The sequence below is a fragment of the Allocellulophaga tsushimaensis genome, assembly GCF_055383085.1.
Window position 1 is genome coordinate 3878008 of record NZ_AP039451.1, and the last position, 18502, is coordinate 3896509.

At 26.8% G+C, this 18502-nt stretch carries 15 protein-coding genes; 11 read left to right on the forward strand and 4 right to left on the reverse strand.

The window, feature by feature from the left end:
- Positions 1–202: 202 nt before the first annotated feature.
- From ACZ451_RS16640 to ACZ451_RS16690, 11 genes are all read left to right on the forward strand, one after another.
- Entirely contained in the window at positions 203–841 is a 639-nt protein-coding gene (locus ACZ451_RS16640) for a sugar transferase (RefSeq protein WP_464214451.1), read from the forward strand.
- Between the two features lie 42 nt (positions 842–883).
- Positions 884–1576, forward strand: a complete 693-nt coding sequence (locus ACZ451_RS16645; protein WP_464214453.1) for an acetyltransferase — start codon at positions 884–886, stop codon at positions 1574–1576.
- Positions 1577–1822: 246 nt separating this feature from the next.
- The gene (locus tag ACZ451_RS16650) at positions 1823–2863 is read left to right on the forward strand and encodes a GNAT family N-acetyltransferase (protein ID WP_464214455.1); all 1041 of its coding nucleotides are present in this window, start codon (positions 1823–1825) and stop codon (positions 2861–2863) included.
- A gap of 446 nt (positions 2864–3309) precedes the next feature.
- A complete protein-coding gene (locus ACZ451_RS16655; protein WP_464214457.1) occupies positions 3310–4620 on the forward strand; it encodes an MBOAT family O-acyltransferase in 1311 nt (436 codons plus the stop codon).
- A gap of 2 nt (positions 4621–4622) precedes the next feature.
- Complete coding sequence (locus ACZ451_RS16660; protein ID WP_464214459.1) at positions 4623–5567, forward strand: hypothetical protein; 945 nt, start codon at positions 4623–4625, stop codon at positions 5565–5567.
- Between the two features lie 26 nt (positions 5568–5593).
- Positions 5594–6841, forward strand: a complete 1248-nt coding sequence (locus ACZ451_RS16665) for a GNAT family N-acetyltransferase (RefSeq protein ID WP_464214461.1) — start codon at positions 5594–5596, stop codon at positions 6839–6841.
- Positions 6842–6861: 20 nt separating this feature from the next.
- Positions 6862–7860: a GNAT family N-acetyltransferase gene (locus ACZ451_RS16670; RefSeq protein ID WP_464214463.1), complete on the forward strand. Its 999-nt coding sequence runs from the start codon at positions 6862–6864 to the stop codon at positions 7858–7860.
- 31 nt (positions 7861–7891) lie between these two features.
- Positions 7892–9091: a GNAT family N-acetyltransferase gene (locus tag ACZ451_RS16675; RefSeq protein ID WP_464214465.1), complete on the forward strand. Its 1200-nt coding sequence runs from the start codon at positions 7892–7894 to the stop codon at positions 9089–9091.
- 3 nt (positions 9092–9094) lie between these two features.
- Complete coding sequence (locus ACZ451_RS16680) at positions 9095–10273, forward strand: GNAT family N-acetyltransferase (protein ID WP_464214467.1); 1179 nt, start codon at positions 9095–9097, stop codon at positions 10271–10273.
- A 24-nt stretch (positions 10274–10297) separates the two neighbouring features.
- Positions 10298–11506, forward strand: a complete 1209-nt coding sequence (locus ACZ451_RS16685) for a GNAT family N-acetyltransferase (RefSeq protein ID WP_464214469.1) — start codon at positions 10298–10300, stop codon at positions 11504–11506.
- A gap of 1 nt (position 11507) precedes the next feature.
- Entirely contained in the window at positions 11508–12659 is a 1152-nt protein-coding gene (locus tag ACZ451_RS16690; RefSeq protein ID WP_464214471.1) for a GNAT family N-acetyltransferase, read from the forward strand.
- On the opposite strand, the gene ACZ451_RS16695 is transcribed toward ACZ451_RS16690, so the two are convergent.
- From ACZ451_RS16695 to ACZ451_RS16710, 4 genes are all read right to left on the reverse strand, one after another.
- Entirely contained in the window at positions 12649–13821 is a 1173-nt protein-coding gene (locus ACZ451_RS16695) for a GNAT family N-acetyltransferase (protein ID WP_464214473.1), read from the reverse strand. The genes ACZ451_RS16690 and ACZ451_RS16695 overlap by 11 nt on opposite strands.
- A gap of 51 nt (positions 13822–13872) precedes the next feature.
- Positions 13873–14316, reverse strand: a complete 444-nt coding sequence (locus ACZ451_RS16700; protein ID WP_464214475.1) for a hypothetical protein — start codon at positions 14314–14316, stop codon at positions 13873–13875.
- A 5-nt stretch (positions 14317–14321) separates the two neighbouring features.
- Positions 14322–15464, reverse strand: a complete 1143-nt coding sequence (gene bshA, locus ACZ451_RS16705; protein ID WP_464214477.1) for an N-acetyl-alpha-D-glucosaminyl L-malate synthase BshA — start codon at positions 15462–15464, stop codon at positions 14322–14324.
- Positions 15465–15556: 92 nt separating this feature from the next.
- On the reverse strand, positions 15557–18469 hold the full coding sequence (locus tag ACZ451_RS16710; RefSeq protein WP_464214479.1) for a glycoside hydrolase family 3 N-terminal domain-containing protein: 2913 nt from the start codon (positions 18467–18469) through the stop codon (positions 15557–15559).
- Between the last annotated feature and the right edge of the window lie 33 nt (positions 18470–18502).

Consider the following 18502-nt stretch of genomic DNA (forward strand, 5'->3'; position numbering starts at 1 on the left):
AACAATATAAAATTATAATTGTAATACATGTATAGTCAATTTTACAAAAAAATAATCTTACTTTGTAAAAAAACCAACGTCTATATCAACATTTTTATCGTAAATAAAACCAGATCAATTATAAAGTTGAATTTGGCTATAGTTAAATAATATACTGATAATATTGATATTAATATAAAAACCAAACCACTTTTATTGTTATATGAATTACAAAAGTCACATAAAACCATTATTAGACTACTCCATAGCTTTTGCAGTTCTAGCATTATTATCGCCAATAATTATCATTACCACAGTTTTATTGTTTTTTTTAAATAATGGCAAACCTTTTTTCTTTCAGAATAGACCTGGAAAAAAAGAGAAAATATTTAAAATTATTAAATTTAAAACTATGAATGATAAAACTGATCATAATGGAATTTTATTGCCAGATACAGAGCGCTTAACTACTTTTGGAAAAATAGTGCGCAAAACTTCTATAGACGAATTACCTCAATTATTTAATATTTTAAAGGGAGAAATGTCTCTAATAGGGCCTCGACCATTACTACCACAATACCTTCCTTTTTATTTGAAAAATGAACAAAAAAGACATAATGTAAAACCTGGTATTACTGGTTTAGCACAAGTTAACGGGCGAAATAATATAAGTTGGGATACCAAACTTAAATATGATGCTGATTATGTTGATAATTTAACTTTTAAAATGGATATCAATATTTTATTCAAAACATTCTATAAAGTAATCACTTCTAAAGATGTAGCTGCAGATAATTCAAAAGTAGAAGTGTTGCTAAATGAATTAAGAATTAATGATGCAAGACTAGGTAATATTAAATAAGTAATCTAGGCTATTATACAGTGTATAAAGTAAAATAATAAAATGAACAAAATTCTAATTATTGGAGCTTCAGGTCATGCTAAAGTAGCAATAGACATCATAGAAAAGGAAGGTAAATACAAAATTTTTGGTATCATAGACACTTTTAAAGAAAAAGGTGATTCTGTATTTGGTTATGAAATATTAGGAACTGAAAAAGATATTACTAAAATTATTTTAGAAAATAGAATTTTAGGAGGATTTATAGCAATAGGCGATAATTGGTCTAGATATACTATATACAAACAAATCAAAAAATTAAATACAGATTTTGATTTTATATCTATTATTCACCCACATACATGTATCGGAAAAGGTGTAAAAATTGGAAAAGGTACAGTTATAATGCCAGGAGCTGTATTAAATTGTGATAGTGTTATTGGAGACTTCTGCATTGTAAATACATCTGCCTCTATTGATCATGAGAGTAAAATGGAAAATTTTTCTAGTATTGGACCTGGCGCAAATACTGGAGGAAATGTTTCTATTGGAAAATTTACAGCTATCTCAATCGGAGCTAAAATAATTGAGAATATTACCATAAAAGAGCATACCGTAGTTGGAGCAGGAGCTGTTGTATTAAAGAACATAGAAAATTATAAAGTAGCCTATGGGGTTCCTGCAGTTGAAATACGAGATAGGGTTAAAGGTGAAAAATATCTAGCCAGAAACATGTATTTAGAAACAAAAATATAATTAAATAAATTTCCTGTTTAAACCCCATAATTCCTGTTCATCACTATTTTGTTTAACTCAATTAGCATCTTTATATATATTTAGGTTATAATTTTTTTGTGTTAGGATTAATTACAATAATAAATTAATTATACAATACACGATATTAAAATTACTAACGTTTAATTTATGATGGCAAAATCATAAGAATATAATTAAGATATGCTTAAGTTAAAAAATAAGTCAACAAAATTGTTAATAACAAAAGTGAATAAACAAAACAGCTTATCAATTATAACTTCTAAAAAAGAATGGCAAGCAGCTATTTTAAATGCTGAGACTTATGATTTTTATCATACCTATGATTATCATGAGCTTTCTAAGCTTCGAGGAGAAAAGCAAGTGCTCTTAAAGTATACAGAAGGTAATAAGTTTATTTACTTACCACTTATTATACGAAAAATTGAAAATACTGAATATTACGATGCCACCTCTGTTTATGGATATGCTGGACCTTTACAAAAAAATATTTCTTCTGATTTTAATAATATACATTTTTTAAAAGCCTTGGAAAATTATTTTAAAGATCATAAAATTATATCTGTTTTTTCTCGATTAAACCCTTTCATTGAAAATCAAGAAACGATACTTGGAAACATAGGTGACGTTGTAAAAATGGGGAATATAGTAAATATAGATTTGACTAAAAATTTAGAAGAGCAACGAACAATTTTTTCAAGAACTACAAAACGATATATCAACAAAGCAAATAGATCTTTAGAAGTAAAAATAAGTAACTCCAAAGAGGATATTCTAAAGTTTAAAGAATTGTATCATGAAAATATGAATCGTGTTAATGCACAAGAAAAATATTATTTTGATGAGAATTATCTTTTTAAATTTATAGATAGTAAAGAATACGAAACAGATGTTTTGTATGCCATAGATAACGAGACTCAAAAAATTATTTCTGCAGCTATAATGGTGAAAACCAATAACATTATTCAATATCATATTTCTGGAACAAAAACTAGTTTTTTAAATTTATCACCTATTAGGCTTCTTATAGATAAAACAAGAATTAAGGGTACTTATGAGAATTATAAGTATTTTAATTTAGGGGGTGGTTTAGGTAATAATGAAGATGAGCTTTTTAGATTTAAATCTTCTTTTTCTAAAGATTTTAAAAGTTTTAAAGTTTGGAAGTATATATGCAACAATAGGGTTTATAATGAATTGGTAGAAAAAATGAATATAGTAGAAACAGAAAATAATTTTTTTCCTCTATACAGATATTCAAATAAATAGTTTTAAATTATTGTAATGGCTTTAAAAAACTAAATATTTTTATTTTTTATCGTTTCTTGAGATAAACATAAGGATTTCTTAAACGTTTGATGTTCAGTAAAAAAATCTAAGGTTTTCAAAATACTCTCTATATAGCAAAGTTCAGATCTTATGAATTAAATTCGCGAAAATTAAATCTATGATTGATATAATTAAAATTAAGATCTTACAACAAAGATTTAAAGCCAACGTTATCAAACCTACAGATATCATATAATTCACTAAAATTTAAACTATTTCATAAAAAATAGAATAATCTCAATTATAAATAAATGTTATTCAATTCTTTTGAATTCCTTATTTTTTTTCTAATAATAACAGTTCTTTTCTATAGTATTCCTAACAAGTATAGATGGATATTATTATTATTTGGAAGTTACTATTTCTATATAAAAGTAGAACCCATATTGATTATATTGTTATGGATTTCTACCTTAGTAGACTATTATTGCGGCATAAAAATAGATAGTACTAAATTTAAAAAACGAAAAAAAGCTTTTTTACTAGTAAGTATTGTTGTTAACTTAGGACTACTTTTTTCTTTTAAATATCTAAACTTTTTTATAAATTCTTTTACTTCATTTCTTAATTTTTTAGGGTTTTTAAATGCAAATACTATAGAAACTGGCGCATATAATTTAAGTACTATTCTACTGCCCATTGGTATTAGTTTTTATACATTCCAAACGATGTCTTATACTATAGAGGTATATAGAGGTAATATCAAATCTGAGAAACACTTAGGTAAATTCGCCTTATATGTTGCTTTCTTCCCGCAACTAGTAGCTGGCCCTATAGAGAAAGCAACAAAACTATTACCTCAGTTTAAAAATAAAATATCCATAAATATAGAGAATTTCCGAAAAGGACTGGTATATATGGCTTGGGGTTTTTTTCTTAAACTAGTTGTAGCTGATAGACTTGGTATGTATGTAGATCAAGTTTTTGTAAATTCAGAAATGTATAGTGGTTTACCCTTAATTATAGGATATTGGTTTTTTGGTTTCCAAATTTATTATGATTTTTCTGCCTATACAATAATAGCCATTGGAGCTGCCAAAATTTTAGGTTATGATTTAATGCATAATTTTGACCGACCTCTTTTTGCTACTTCCATACGAGAATTCTGGAAACGATGGCATATCTCATTAATCCAATGGATACATGATTATATATCTGTTCCGCTAAAAGAAAAATTAAAATATAAACAAATTGTTGTTGTTCTGATTGTTTTTTTTATTGTTGGTTTGTGGCATGGAGCAAATTGGACTTTTATCATTTGGGGGCTATTAAATGCATTTTTACTGATCTTAGAAAATTTAACCAATTTTAAAAGAAAACGTCTTTTTAGAAAATTAGGAATATCCAAAAAAATCATTTCATTTGGAGGCTGGCTTATTGGTATAAACTATATTATGTTTACTTTAATTTTTTTTAGAGCAACATCCATATCGCATGCACTACTTTATATCAAAAATATTTTTAAAATCTCTAACCTCCATGTGAATATCCTTGGTAATTATTTTGAGTTGTTTTTATCATTTTTTCTTATAATTATTGTACAAACAATTCATTTTTTTAAAGGAAATCAAAAAATCCATGAAATAGTCTTAAATAGATCTCAAAGTATTAGATGGTGTATGTATATAGCATATATTTTTATTTTTATTTTGCTCGCAGTAAACAGGCAGCATACATTTATATATTTTCAATTTTAAAAATGAAAAAATTTATATTAAAGTTTGGTGTTTTTTGTTTGATATTTATATCAACATACTACTTATTTATTAAAAAACTTTCTGATGGTAATGTAGATATTTATTATAATAAATGTATTAATGAAGCAAAAAGTCTAATTATTGGTACTTCTAGAGCTCAACAAGGTATTTCTCCTGAAATTCTGGAAAAAGAATTACAAAATAAAGGCATAAATACCCCACTAACTAACTTTGCTTTTAACAGTTACCAATCGCCATATGGAGCTGTATATTTAGAAGCTATCAAAAAAAAATTGAATCCAAATTCTAAAAATGGTGTTTTTATACTAACTATAGATTTAAGTAGTTTTGCGAGTCATACTAAAGATGAAAAGGAAATTACTAAGATGGATATGAAAATGATTCCTGGCAAAATAGATAACTTTACATCTGCTCCAAATTATGATTATATCATAAATTGTTATTCACAACCCTTATATCATATTTTTTTAAAAACTAGTGGCTGGGCAAATTTAATAACTCATAAAAATGGTTGGAATGAGGTTAAAACACAGTACAAAAATTCTCAACTTATAACAGATAAAGACATTAAGTTTTGGACAAATAACACTTTAGAATTAAACAAAAAAAGAATAGAAAAAGAATTTATTTCTGAGTATAGAATTAAAAGTTTTATAGAAACAATAACATTTTTAAAAGAAAAAGGTACCGTTTTTATCGTTAGAATGCCTGCTGCACCAGAACTAATTAAATTAGAAAATAGCGTATGGAAAAAATTTGACGTGCATTTTGATAGTATCGCTAAAAAACATAAAGTACCTTATTTTAATTATTCCAAGCATTCAAAAGAATATAAAACATATGATGGCTCGCATCTTTTAGCAGAAAGTGCAAAAAAACTAACCAAACTATTAAGTAAGGATATCAATAAAGAATTGTCTAAATAAAGGTATAGCAAACAAGGTTTAAAGTAATGAATAAAAACCCCTTTACATCTAATACATTTACACAAATTTGGTTAAATCATTTTAACCAAAAGAAGGCTAGGCTTACCTATAACTTTATTCCTGATCTATCTTTTATAAAAAAATCGCTATTCCCATTATATATTAATATTGGCGGCACCAACACAAAAGGGATATGTTACAAGCTTGTAGATAATTCGTTAAAAGAATATAAAAACAAAGTTTTTTTAATTTACGATGTACCTACATACATGAATTTAGAAGCAACTTTAAATAAAAAAAGCAGCTTAAAAATAGATAAACTTAAACAGTACCCTGGATACATATGTGAACTAGAAAAATACAATAGCTTTAATGATTATATGGTATCTGTTGTAAGCAAAAAAAGTAGATATAAGTATAATACATATAAAAAGAGATTAGAGAGTAGTTTTGATATCAATTACAAAATGTTTCATGGTGATATTACAAAAGATGAATATGACTACTTATTTAAAGCGTTTAAATTATTATTACAAAAACGTTTTATTAGTAAAGAAATAATAAATAATAATATTTCTCCAGCTGAATGGAATTTTTACCATACCGTTTCTTATGAAATGATTTTAAAAAAAGAAGCCGCTTTATTTGTAACTTACAATAAGGAAAAACCTATTGGAATTTCTCTTCTCTTTCTTTCAAAAACTACTGTTTTTGATACTATTAGAGTATTTGATATTGATTATTCTAAATTTCGTTTGGGTACACTCTCTATTATTAAACAAATAGAATGGTGTTTTAATAATAACATAAAGAATCTAGACTTCTCTAAAGGCTATTACGAATACAAAAAAAGATGGACCAATAGAAAGTACTTTTTTCAATATCACATTTTGTACGATTCTAAATCATTAATAGCTTCTAGTATAGTTGTTTTTTTAAAAATTTTCTTTTCATTGAAACAATTTCTCAGAAATAAGAATATAAATGTTTTACTACAAAAATTAATATTCACCTTAAAAAAACGAAAAGAAAAAAAATTACTAGAAAATAGAAAATTTCAATATTTAAAAAATATTGAATTACCCAATACCGAAAAACTAATCAATATAGATTTAGAAAAATTAGAAAATATTAGTTTAAAAAGACCTTTTTATGATATCTTGTATACTAAAAAAACATGTGAAAAAATGACAGCATTGTTTAAAGTAAAAGAAATATCTAATCAATATATAATTCAACATAAATCTTTTGTTGAGTTATATGTTCTGAAATAATATAATTTAAACCATCTAATTTGAGTTTTGTACGCAAACTAATTCATAAATACACTCCAACGTACCAAAAGTTTGTTTTCAAACTATTTCTAGAAAATAAAATTCATCCTTATTATGGCAGTGCTATTCAAAATAAATTTAATGCTTCTGAAATAAATATTAAGGATACCCTATCTCCTGTAATATCTAAAAAACATATTCCACACGTTGTTATGGATATTTCAGATTATTTAAAAATACAACCCAGAATTACACCAAATCTAAAGTTTAAAGAAATACAACAATACAAAGGCTACCTAATAAACCTAAGCAATTATACTACTACAGATATCTTCTTATCTGATACTTTAAGTAAAAGAAACATTAAGAACTTAAAGTCTAAGTACAAAAAGTTATTAAACAACAACAAAATTACTTTTAAATGCTACTTTGGAGAAATATCAAAAGAACAATACATTACAATTTTTGAAACTTTTTATGAGTTGCTAGAAAAAAGATTTCATGAAAAAAAAATGTACAATAAAAATTTAATTGAATGGCATTATTTATATCATTTGGTTTACCCTATGATACTGAGCAAAAAAGCATCTTTATTTGTTATTTACAATGATAAAAAACCAATAACGATTACCCTTAACTTTCACTTAAATGGAATTACTTTTAGTCATATTCAGACTTATGACACTAATTATTCTAAATATAATATGGGAGATATTAGTATGTTTAAACAAATAGAATGGTCTTTTAAAAACAACATAACTATATTTGACCTTTCTATGGGGAAAACCTATTATAAAATTAAATGGAGTAATTATGTATATCACTTTAATTATCACATCTATTATAATCCAAAATCAATGATATCGTTATTTTTAAGCTTTATTATTATCTTAAAATTGAAAATCAAACAATTTTTAAGAAATAAAGATATTATTGGTAAGTTTTTTCAATATGATACGTTTTTTTATAAAACAAGAGTAAAGAAATTAAAAAATTATAACTGGAAAGATTCGTTATAATGCATACAAATTATTTAAATCGAGGATTAGAATGTTTTCATTTTTACGTAAAATAAGCGCTACTCCAATAGATTTTTTAGCTATTTTTTTAGAAGAAAGAAACAGTTCTTCTTTTTTTAAAAAAATTGTTAATGTATTATCAAAAAATATTATTTATGATCTTGACGCACCTAAATCTAATACTATAAATAATGGCCCTTACTTAGTTTTTGATTTACCAGACTATTTAAAAACGCAATCATGCAAACCTATAGCAGAAAAAAAGGCGAATTCTTTTAAAGGCTCTTTAATTTATCTTAAAAGTTATGAAAGTTTTGATCATTATTTACAATCAAAATTTACAACAAAAAGAAGATCACAATTAAAAAATTATCAAAAAAGGCTTTCTAATTCTTTTGATATTGAATACAAAATTTTTCATGGAGAAATTACTAAAAAAGAATACGATTATCTTTTTAAAGAGCTCTTTTCCATGCTAGAAAAACGTTTTTTAGAAAAAAAAATGAAAAATGATGGAATACAATATTGGAATCATTTACATCAAACTTTTTTTCCTTTAATACAAAAAAAAGAAGCTATAATTTCTGTTATTTATGAGAATAATAAACCTATCAGCATTAGTGTAAATTGTATTAGAGACAAAATAATTTGCGGTTATGTGAAATCATATGATATTGCTTTTTCTAAATTTTCCATAGGATTTATTGAGCTTTACACGATATTAAAATGGGCTTTTGAAAATAACTTTCATGTTTTTGATTTTTTAAAAGGTCAATATGATTATAAATCTAAATGGGCAGACCATGAATATAATTTTCAAAATTTAATTTTATACAACCCAAAATCATTTAAACAAAGTCTAATTGCATTGTTAACATGGTTTAGAATATATGTTTTTTACACTACAGTTAATTTTCTAAAAAAAATAAAAATTAATGTATTGTTTAATAAATATAAATCTTTGGTCTATCGCATTAAGAATAGAAAAGAAATTAAGAATAGAAAAGAAATCATAAAAAAAACAATACTAAAAGATACTAAGGAAATAGAAGATGCTGAATGCATAGACTTTGCTAGTGAATCCTACTCTTTTTTAAAGAAACCAATTTGTGATTTTGTTTATACTCAAAAAGAGCATATTAACGATATTACTGTTCACAAATTAAAAGCCCCAAATACATTTTGTATAAAAGGAAAAAATAGTACTCTAAAAATAATTTATAATAGATGATTTATGAGTAAATCTATTATACATAAAATTATTTTTTTAGAAGCGTTTTTAAATAAGCATGATCAGTTTCCATACTCCACAAAAATTAGGCATAGAAACAATACATTATTAGAAACACATACAAATGAGGCGATAAAAAATAAGGTAGTATTAATTAATGATGTCCCTAGTTATTTACAATTACATTTCAATCATCAAAACAAAAAACAAAAAACAAAAAAAATAATTACACAACAAGGATATCTAATAGAACTTGAGAAATTTAAACATATAGATGAGTATCTAAATTTTAATTATGGTGCCAAAAGCAAATCTGCTTTAAGAAGATATAAGAATAGATTAGAAAAATGTTTTAATATAACATATAAGGTATACCATGGCGAAATTAATATCCATGAATACAACAGATTGTTTTCTGTTTTAAAGAAATTATTAATTAAAAGGTTTCAAGAAAAAAGAGAAACCAACTATGAGCTTAAACATTTAAACCAATTTCAAGAAGAGGTATATGAAATGATTTTAGCAAAAAAAGCATTTATATATGTTATATACGAAGAAAACAAACCTATAAGCATCCGAATAAATATGCTTAAAAATAAATACGCGTATTACATTTTAAGTGGTTATGATATTGATTATTCTAAATTTCATTTAGGTACTATAGATATGCTAAAAAATATAGAGTGGTGTATTCATAATTCGTTTAGATATTATGACTTATTAAAAGGTTATTATCATTACAAAAAAAAATGGATGACTACTTCTTATGATTGTTATAATTATACTATTTATGACACCTCTTCTATGTCTGCTATAGTACTTGCTAATTTTAAAATACAGAAAGATATCATTCGCTACCAATTATTAAAAAATGCAAAAAAATTAAAGCTATATTCCTTTTTAAAAAAAGTAAAGAAAAGTTTTTTTGGCCTCCGAAAAAAAATAAAAAACCCTAAAGCTATACCAATTAATGATCTAAAAGTTGATGTAGACAATAATACTATTAGCATCGATTTTATAAATGATGAAAAATTCTCTTTTTTAAGAAAACATGTATATGATTTTTTATATTTAAACCAGGAATCTATTGGAAATATAAAAGTCTTTACTCTAGTAAAAAATGATAATTATTTTCAAATAAAAGGAGAACATAAAAGTCAGTGGTTATCTTTAAAACCATAACCTTTCATATAAACAATACGATACATGCTATTACCCCAGAAAAATCGTTTTAGTTTTTTTTTAGATCTATTATTTAAAGATGTAAAAGAACCTATCATAGATTTTGAGGTAATAGAGGGCTATTCTAAAAGTAGTATTTATAGCCATACAAATACTTCCAATCATTATTTAAAAGATAATTACGCTATATATGATTTTCCCGATTATTTAAAAATTCAAATACCTCAAGAAAGCGCTCAAAAGTTAAACATTTTAAATGCCCCTTTATATTCAGGTTACCTTGTTAATTTAAATAGCTATAAAAATTTTGACGATTACATGAGTTTTAATTTTGGAAAAAAAAGTAAACCAAAATTATTAGGGTATCAGAAAAAATTAGATTTGTGTCTTTCGCCAGTATATAAAATGTATTATGGAGAAATTACTAAAAAAGAATATAATTTTCTTTTTAAGGAATTAAAAAGGATGATTAAAAGACGCTTTATTCAAAAAGGAGAACGTAATTATGAAGTAGTTTTTTTAGATTTCTATCAAGAAATAATGTTTCAACAAATACTAACCAAAAAAGCATGTATTTATGCAATTTATGATCAAAAAAAACCTATAAATATTAGTATCGGATTTATTAGAAAACAACTTTTTTTTGCTTTTAATAATTGTTATGATATAGACTACTCTGCATTTAATTTAGGGCACATCAATATGATGAAGCATATACAATGGTGTTTTGATCAAAACATCAAAATATTTGATGTGGGAAGAGGTGATTTTTTACACAAAAGGAGATGGGTAAACGAAACATATCGTTATCAAGAACATATTATTTATAATGATAAACACTTATTAAATAGCTATAAAGCATATTGTAAAAAAATAGTCTTAAAATTAAGATATAGGGCAATACAATTTTTAAAGAAAATAAATCTTCATATCCTATTTGGGCAATTTATGACCTATTATTACAGGAATTCCAAATTATATAAATCGCAGAGAGAAATTAAGATACAACTAGATACGCACAAAATGGCTAGTCATGAAGTTCCAATTAAACAATTAAAAGAAATTGTAATTGATGATAGTCCAAATTCTTTTTTAAAAAAACCTTTAAATGATTTTTTATATAAGAATCGTGAAACTATACATCATATTATAATTTACAACCATCTTCAAGATAAAAACGTTTTTTATATTAAAGGCGAAAAAAGTGCGTTAAAAGTAACGAAGGTTTTATAATATGATAAAGAAGGGATTAAAAAAAATAAACTTACATTATGCTGTTTTACAACAGCATCATATTCCTTCTGTATTTAAAAATCTTACATATTTTAATAATCAGCTTATAAATGATGATCACTCAAAAATAAATGAGATATACTCTATACGGCTAATCCCAAGCTATTTTAAGCTATCCTATAATGATAATACATTACGTACAAAAATAATAAAGCAACAGAATTGGGGTTATGCAATTGAATTAAGTAGCGTTTCTAATGTACCCGAATATTTGAATAATCAGTTTAAAAATACGCCACGTAAAACCATTAAACGATATCTAAAAAGGTTAGAGGGTTGTTTTAATATTGAGTATAAATTATTTCATGGAGATATATCTTTTGAAACCTATCAATTTCTTATGGAATGTTTGCATCAAATGATAATAAATAGATTTCATCAAAGAAAGGAGATACATAAAGAGATACATCAATGGAATGAATTAGTTGAAACCACTTATGAAAAAATCATAAAAAAACAGGCTTCTTTATTCGTTATTTTTAATGAAAGTAAACCCATTGAAATATCACTAAATTACCATTTTGATAAAATTCTCTTTAGTTCTATATCATCTTTTGACATCAATTACTCCAAATTTGGATTAGGCCATGTTGAAATCTACAAACAATTAGAATGGTGTATTCATAATAATTATACTGTTTTTGAAATGGGCGTTGGAGGAATGGATTATAAGCGCAGATGGAGCAATAACATCTACCAATATGAACATTTCATTATATGTTCAAAAAAAGCCGGTATACTTTCTAAAATTAGCTCTAAAATAGAGATTTGTCGAATTCTTCTGAAAGAATATTTAAAAGCAAAAAAAATAAATGAGGCATATGAAAAATTAAAATTATCAGTATCTAAAAGCAAAATTAAGAATACCCCCCAGCATCAGTATATAAGCACTCCTATAAATAAAGAAGATACCGATTTTAATAATCATCAAAAAATTAATTACGTATTAGATGAACATGCCCATATTCAAAAGCATATCTATGATTTTTTATATTCCTATATGGAGCATATTAAGGATATTACGGTATACAAAAATCAAAAAGGCTATTATATTATAGGGCAAAAAAAAAGTGTTTCACTTACTACAACTTGAGTATAATTTCTTGAAAAGTACTACTCCCTTTAATAAAATAGCGCTTAGATGGTGACTTATAAATCTTTATATTTTTAAAATTTTCAAAATTTAAATATTGAAAATCATAAACTGCCTTTCTTAAAAAAGCATATTCAGTTTTTTCTATATGTATTATAGTTAAGCCTTTTATAGATTTATTTTCTGAAGCCTCTAAAAAATTATAAGTTGTTGCATGTGTATATGCTCTATATTTTACAATTTTCTTTTGGGAAAGCATTTTAAATAACTTTTTTAAAAATAGAATCTTATTTTGATTGAAAAACTCCTTTGAATAACTCAAACCATAAATAGTTTTTGCTTTTATACTATTCTTATATAAACGTTTATCATAAAAAATATGACTTTCAAAATTATAAATTGTATTACTCCAGTCATTCTTATACGCTAAATCACCCCATTCAAAATCAAATCTTTTGTAATTATTTTTAAAACACCAGTCTACTAATTTATAAATTGCGGTATTCCCTAAACCAAACTTTGCATAATCAATATCATAAGCATTTATGGTATGTACCATTACATTTGCCATATGGTAGTTTAATGAAATACTAACAGGTTGGTCTTTATGATAAATAACAAAAATGGAAGCTTTTTTAGCATTAACCATTTCTTTTATAGATGCGGTATAGGATTCCCATCTTTCTAGTTGAATATTACGCCTTCCTTTTTGATGAAATCTTTTCTGGAGGAATTCCTTTAGTTTTTGAAATAAAAAAATACGCTGCTCTTCCAAAATAGACCCATAGTATAGTTTATACGAAATATTAAAACAGGTTTCTAATCTTTTAACACGTTTTAAAATTTGCCTTCTATGCGATCCTAATTGGGTTTGCATATAATTCTCAATACTACTATTTTTTTCTAAGTTGATTAAAAAACCATAGTTACGCGAAAACGTAAGAACAGATATAAATGAAGGTAAAGTACTTTTTTGAAGGCTATAGTATGGAGGAATATAATTAATAGTATGTATTTGATCCTTCACCAGTAGATTTAGATACTCATCTTTATGGTCTAAGCTCTTAATAGCAACAAGGTTATTGATGTAAAAAGAGGGAATTCTATTTTTTTCAAGAAAATTAAAATAAAAATTAGAATAAGTACTACTCCATAATTTCATTTAAGTTTGATATTAAAGTTGGCCAACACAAGCCTAAACGAATCCGTTATTTTATTTTTTAAAAATAATCTCTTTATGAGTTGCAGTAATCTTATACATACAAAATGGGCTCGTTATAATGGCATTAGAATCAATTTGTATATCAGACTCTTCAAAAAGTGAAAGGTAAATTTGATGATCCGTTTCCTTGTTCATCTCTAAAGTATATGTGGGGTTTCCTTCTTGCTCACCAGCGCAATAAATTACAACCATTTCTTTCGTAAAATCGATATTAGGAACAGCCAAACCAGGTTTTCTAGTTTTATTAATTTTAGAAAAGAATTTCTGAAGTGTGTTTTTTTCTTTTATAATCTGAATTTCTGGACGAGTATAATTACTATAACTATCTCTCAAAACTAATCTTAAATCAGTATTAAAATTAGAAATACTAGATTTATGCTTTTTTTGAGCGTTACATGATGTAACTATTAAAAATAATATAAAGACATACTTCATAGGCGCTAATGTACATTTTTAAATCTACTTTGCAGCGCTTTCTCATATACTGCTTCATATAAGGGCAATATTTTTAGAATATCAAACTTATACGCATTTTCTAATGCGTTCTTCTTAAATTGAAGTAAAACTGTTTCGTCTTCTAAAATTTTAATAGCGTTCTGTGCCATTTCTTCTACATCACCAATATTACTTAAAAAACCAGTAACTCCTTGCACATTTACTTCCGGAATACCACCCGCATTAGAAGAAATAACTGGTGTTTTATTGATCATAGCTTCTAGTGCTGCTAAACCAAAACTTTCCGTTTCGGAAGGCAATAAAAACAGGTCAGAAAAACACAGAATTTTATCAATTTCATTACTATTTCCTAGAAATAAGATTTTATCATTAATTCCAAGATCCTCACATAGCTTTTCTGCTCCTTCTCTTTCTGGTCCATCTCCCACCATTAAAAGTTTAGCTGGCAGCTGTTTCTGAACAAGATTAAATATTTCAATCACATCTGGGATGCGCTTTACTTTTCTAAAATTACTAACATGCGTAATTATTTTTTCATCATCAGCAGCCATTAAAGAACGTTGACAGTCAGTAAATTCTGAGCTATATTTTTTTCGATCAATAAAGTTTGGAATTACTTCAATATTCTTTTCTATAACAAATAAATCTAAAGTTTCTTGCTTTAAACTTTCTGAAACGGAAGTAACCATATCAGATTTATTAATGCTAAAAGTAACAGCAGGCTTATAAAATGGATGTTTACCTACTAAAGTAATATCAGTACCATGTAATGTAGTAATCATTGGTATAAAAATACCTTCTTCTTGCAGCATTTTCTTAGCCATATACCCTGCATAGGCATGCGGAATAGCATAGTGAACATGTAGTAAATCTATTTGATGTAAACGCACTGTATCTACTAATTTACTAGACAATGCCAAATCATAAGGTTGATGCTGAAATAATGGATATTCAGGTACGTGAACTTCATGAAAATGAATATTATTACCCAATAACTCTAATCTAACCGGTTGTTTGTATGTTACAAAGTGGACTTCATGACCTCTATCTGCAAGTGCAATACCAAGTTCTGTTGCAACTACACCACTACCTCCAAAAGTAGGGTAACAAACAATCGCTATTTTCATTCTATAAATTTACAAATTAATTATTTTTTGGTCGAAAAAAAGTAGTTTAATTACAGCCTAATAATAGCGCAATAAATTTTAAAAGGGTGAAACTAGTGGATGATGGCGTCATAAATAGCCTGCTGTATCCGCGTTCTTAAACTAGACTTAATTAACAAAGTATTGCTTGATGATGGATATGTTCGGTTAGATAAAAATACATAAACAATTTCTTCGTCTGGGTCTGCCCAGGTATAGGTACCTGTAAAACCACTATGTCCAAAGCTTTTAGGAGATACACAGCCACAAGTAGGATTGCCCGTTTTAGCATCTGGCTTATCAAAACCAACACCACGCCTAACATCTTCCTTACAAAAATAACAGGTATTAAACTTTTTTATAGTTCTTGATTTTAGAAACTGTTCTCCTCCATATGTGCCACCCTGCAAATACATTTGCATAAGCTTTGCAACATCATTAGCATTACTGAACAATCCAGCATGTCCTCCTACTCCACCTTGCATTGCTGCGCCCATATCATGTACATAACCTTGTACTCTTTCATATCTATAATAATTATCCTCTTCTGTAGGAACAATAATATTTTTAGAAAACTTATCTAAAGGGTTATAGGTCATATGGTAAGCGCCGAGAGGCTTATACAGCATTTCGTCTGATAATATATCTTGCGCTTTCTTATAGGTGTCTTCTATATATTTATGAAAAACATAGTACCCAACATCGCTGTATCGATATCGATTAGATTTTAAATCTTGCCTGCCTATTCTATTATAAATTGAATCTTTGTACGCATCAACTAAATAGAGTTTATCAGTAACTTTTGTTGAAAAACCTACAGTAGGTTTAGTTCTATAAAATTCTGATGAAGGCCTGCTCTTTTTATCTAATGTACTAGCGTAAAAAGCAATCCAAGCGGGCAATCTCCCATAATGAGAAAGCGCTTTTAAAACAGTAACATCTTTTATTTCTGTATCTTTGTAATTAGGGTTTAACTGCTCAAATGTCTGATTTAAAGTTATTTTATTGGTTTCTTCCATACGCATTAGAAGCGGTAATGTAGACAACACTTTTGTTAACGAAGCTAAATCATAAATGTAATCTGTTGTTAGATTCTCTTTTGCCTCATACCTAGGCTTCCCAAAAGCCTTATGATAAATAACTTTACCCTTACGTGCTACTAAAATTTGTGCACCTGGAAACATTAAAGAATCTAATCCTATTTGTACTAAGGTATCTACTTTTTTTAATTTCGTAGCACTTATACCAACCTGCTCAGGTAAGCCATAACTTAACCTAGCTAAGGGTTTTAGTTTAATACTTGTGTTTACAGGAAAGTCTTGATGTATAGTAACTGGTAATACTCCTTTTGCAGGAAGTGCACCAAATAGTACTTGTGCCGTTTTCTCTTGTGATATTTTACTATTCTGATATGCAATAACTGTTGCGTCAATAGCATCAAAATTTTTAATATCTAAAAGCGAATATGGTTTTGTGAATTCTACTAAAATAGTATTAGAAGTTCTAAGATTTGCCACTTCATTTAACCACTTTAATTCTTTTTTTGAGTATTTGTATGCTTTATACGGTGATGTATTAGGCTTATGATGACCAACAATGATCATATTATACGATGGTAAATTGTTCTTAATCATTGTGGTATCCATGATATCTATGGATGTAATAGGAGCGTACTTTTTTAATTCGTTCAGAAAAACATCACCATCAGAATCACCTAAATGGATATAAGCAATTTTTTTATTTTCTAGTTTTTTAATTGGTAATAAAGAGAAGTTATTTTTCACAACAGTGATTGCATTTTCAATAGCTTCACTATAAAAAATATCATCTTCAAAAGTATTTAAATCGGTATAAAGATTTTGTAGGTGAACACTCTTATAGTCATGAAGCCCTACTTTATATTTTGCCATTAAAATTTTCTTTACAGAATAGGCTAACCGCGCTTCTGAAATCTTTTTCCTTTTATATGCTTTTAATAATGCTGCTTTTGCAGACGGAATATCTTTTGGCATTAATAGGATATCATTCCCTGCTAAAAAAGCAGCTACTTCTATATCACCTGGTTTTTTAGACACCGCTACCCCATTCATATTTAATGCGTCTGTAAAAACAAGTCCTTTAAAGCCTAATTCTTCTTGCAATATTCCTGAAATAATCTGTTCTGAAAGCGAAGAAGGTATTTCTTTTTGTATTTCCAAACTAGGAACATTTAAATGGGCCACCATTATACTACTAATTCCCTCATTAACCAATTGTTTAAAAGGGTATAGCTCTATACTATCTAATCGTATCCTATCAAAAGGAATTAATGGTAATGTTTTATGAGAATCTTTAGCAGTATCGCCATGACCAGGAAAATGTTTTCCAGTAGTTAAAACACCTTCGCTTTCCATACCCTTCATAAAAGCCACACCCATTTTAGTCACATTTTCTCTATCTTCACCAAAAGAACGATTTCCTATAATTGGGTTTTGGGGATTGGTATTGATGTCTATGCTTGGTGCAAAATTAATATGCACTCCTAAGCGTTTAGAATGTTTTCCTATCTGTTTTCCTATTTTTTCTACAATACTACTATCTTTTATAGCTCCTAATGTCATATTCCAAGGAAAAGCATAGGTAGAGTCTAATCGCATCGCTAATCCCCATTCAGCATCCATACCAATTAATAAAGGAATTTTAGAAGCCTCTTGATAGCTATTCGCTAATTTTGCCTGACGTACTGGTCCTCCTTTTGAAAATATAACCCCACCTATCTGATGCTCTTTTATTTGTTGTACAATTTTGTCTGTTCTCGGTTTGCTCTCATTAGATGCTACACTAACCATAAACAATTGCCCTATTTTTTCTTCTAGAGACATTGAATCATAAATTTCATCAACCCATTGTTGTTGTTGTAAGCTATCTGTAGTTACTAATGGGTTTTGTTGTGCATTACCAATGACAACAACTAAAAAAAAGAATATATATAAGTAGTTTTTTAACATAGAAACGATACTATTCTTAGTAGTAACCAAAAA

What these genes read in the sequence shown, in the direction of transcription:
- ACZ451_RS16640 (WP_464214451.1), top strand. Translation starts at nt 203, where the DNA reads ATGAATTACAAAAGTCACATAAAACCATTATTAGACTACTCCATAGCT.
- ACZ451_RS16645 (WP_464214453.1), top strand. Translation starts at nt 884, where the DNA reads ATGAACAAAATTCTAATTATTGGAGCTTCAGGTCATGCTAAAGTAGCA.
- ACZ451_RS16660 (WP_464214459.1), top strand. Translation starts at nt 4,623, where the DNA reads ATGAAAAAATTTATATTAAAGTTTGGTGTTTTTTGTTTGATATTTATA.
- ACZ451_RS16665 (WP_464214461.1), top strand. Translation starts at nt 5,594, where the DNA reads ATGAATAAAAACCCCTTTACATCTAATACATTTACACAAATTTGGTTA.
- ACZ451_RS16675 (WP_464214465.1), top strand. Translation starts at nt 7,892, where the DNA reads ATGTTTTCATTTTTACGTAAAATAAGCGCTACTCCAATAGATTTTTTA.
- ACZ451_RS16680 (WP_464214467.1), top strand. Translation starts at nt 9,095, where the DNA reads ATGAGTAAATCTATTATACATAAAATTATTTTTTTAGAAGCGTTTTTA.
- ACZ451_RS16685 (WP_464214469.1), top strand. Translation starts at nt 10,298, where the DNA reads ATGCTATTACCCCAGAAAAATCGTTTTAGTTTTTTTTTAGATCTATTA.
- ACZ451_RS16690 (WP_464214471.1), top strand. Translation starts at nt 11,508, where the DNA reads ATGATAAAGAAGGGATTAAAAAAAATAAACTTACATTATGCTGTTTTA.
- ACZ451_RS16695 (WP_464214473.1), bottom strand. Translation starts at nt 13,821, where the DNA reads ATGAAATTATGGAGTAGTACTTATTCTAATTTTTATTTTAATTTTCTT.
- ACZ451_RS16700 (WP_464214475.1), bottom strand. Translation starts at nt 14,316, where the DNA reads ATGAAGTATGTCTTTATATTATTTTTAATAGTTACATCATGTAACGCT.
- bshA (WP_464214477.1), bottom strand. Translation starts at nt 15,464, where the DNA reads ATGAAAATAGCGATTGTTTGTTACCCTACTTTTGGAGGTAGTGGTGTA.
- ACZ451_RS16710 (WP_464214479.1), bottom strand. Translation starts at nt 18,469, where the DNA reads ATGTTAAAAAACTACTTATATATATTCTTTTTTTTAGTTGTTGTCATT.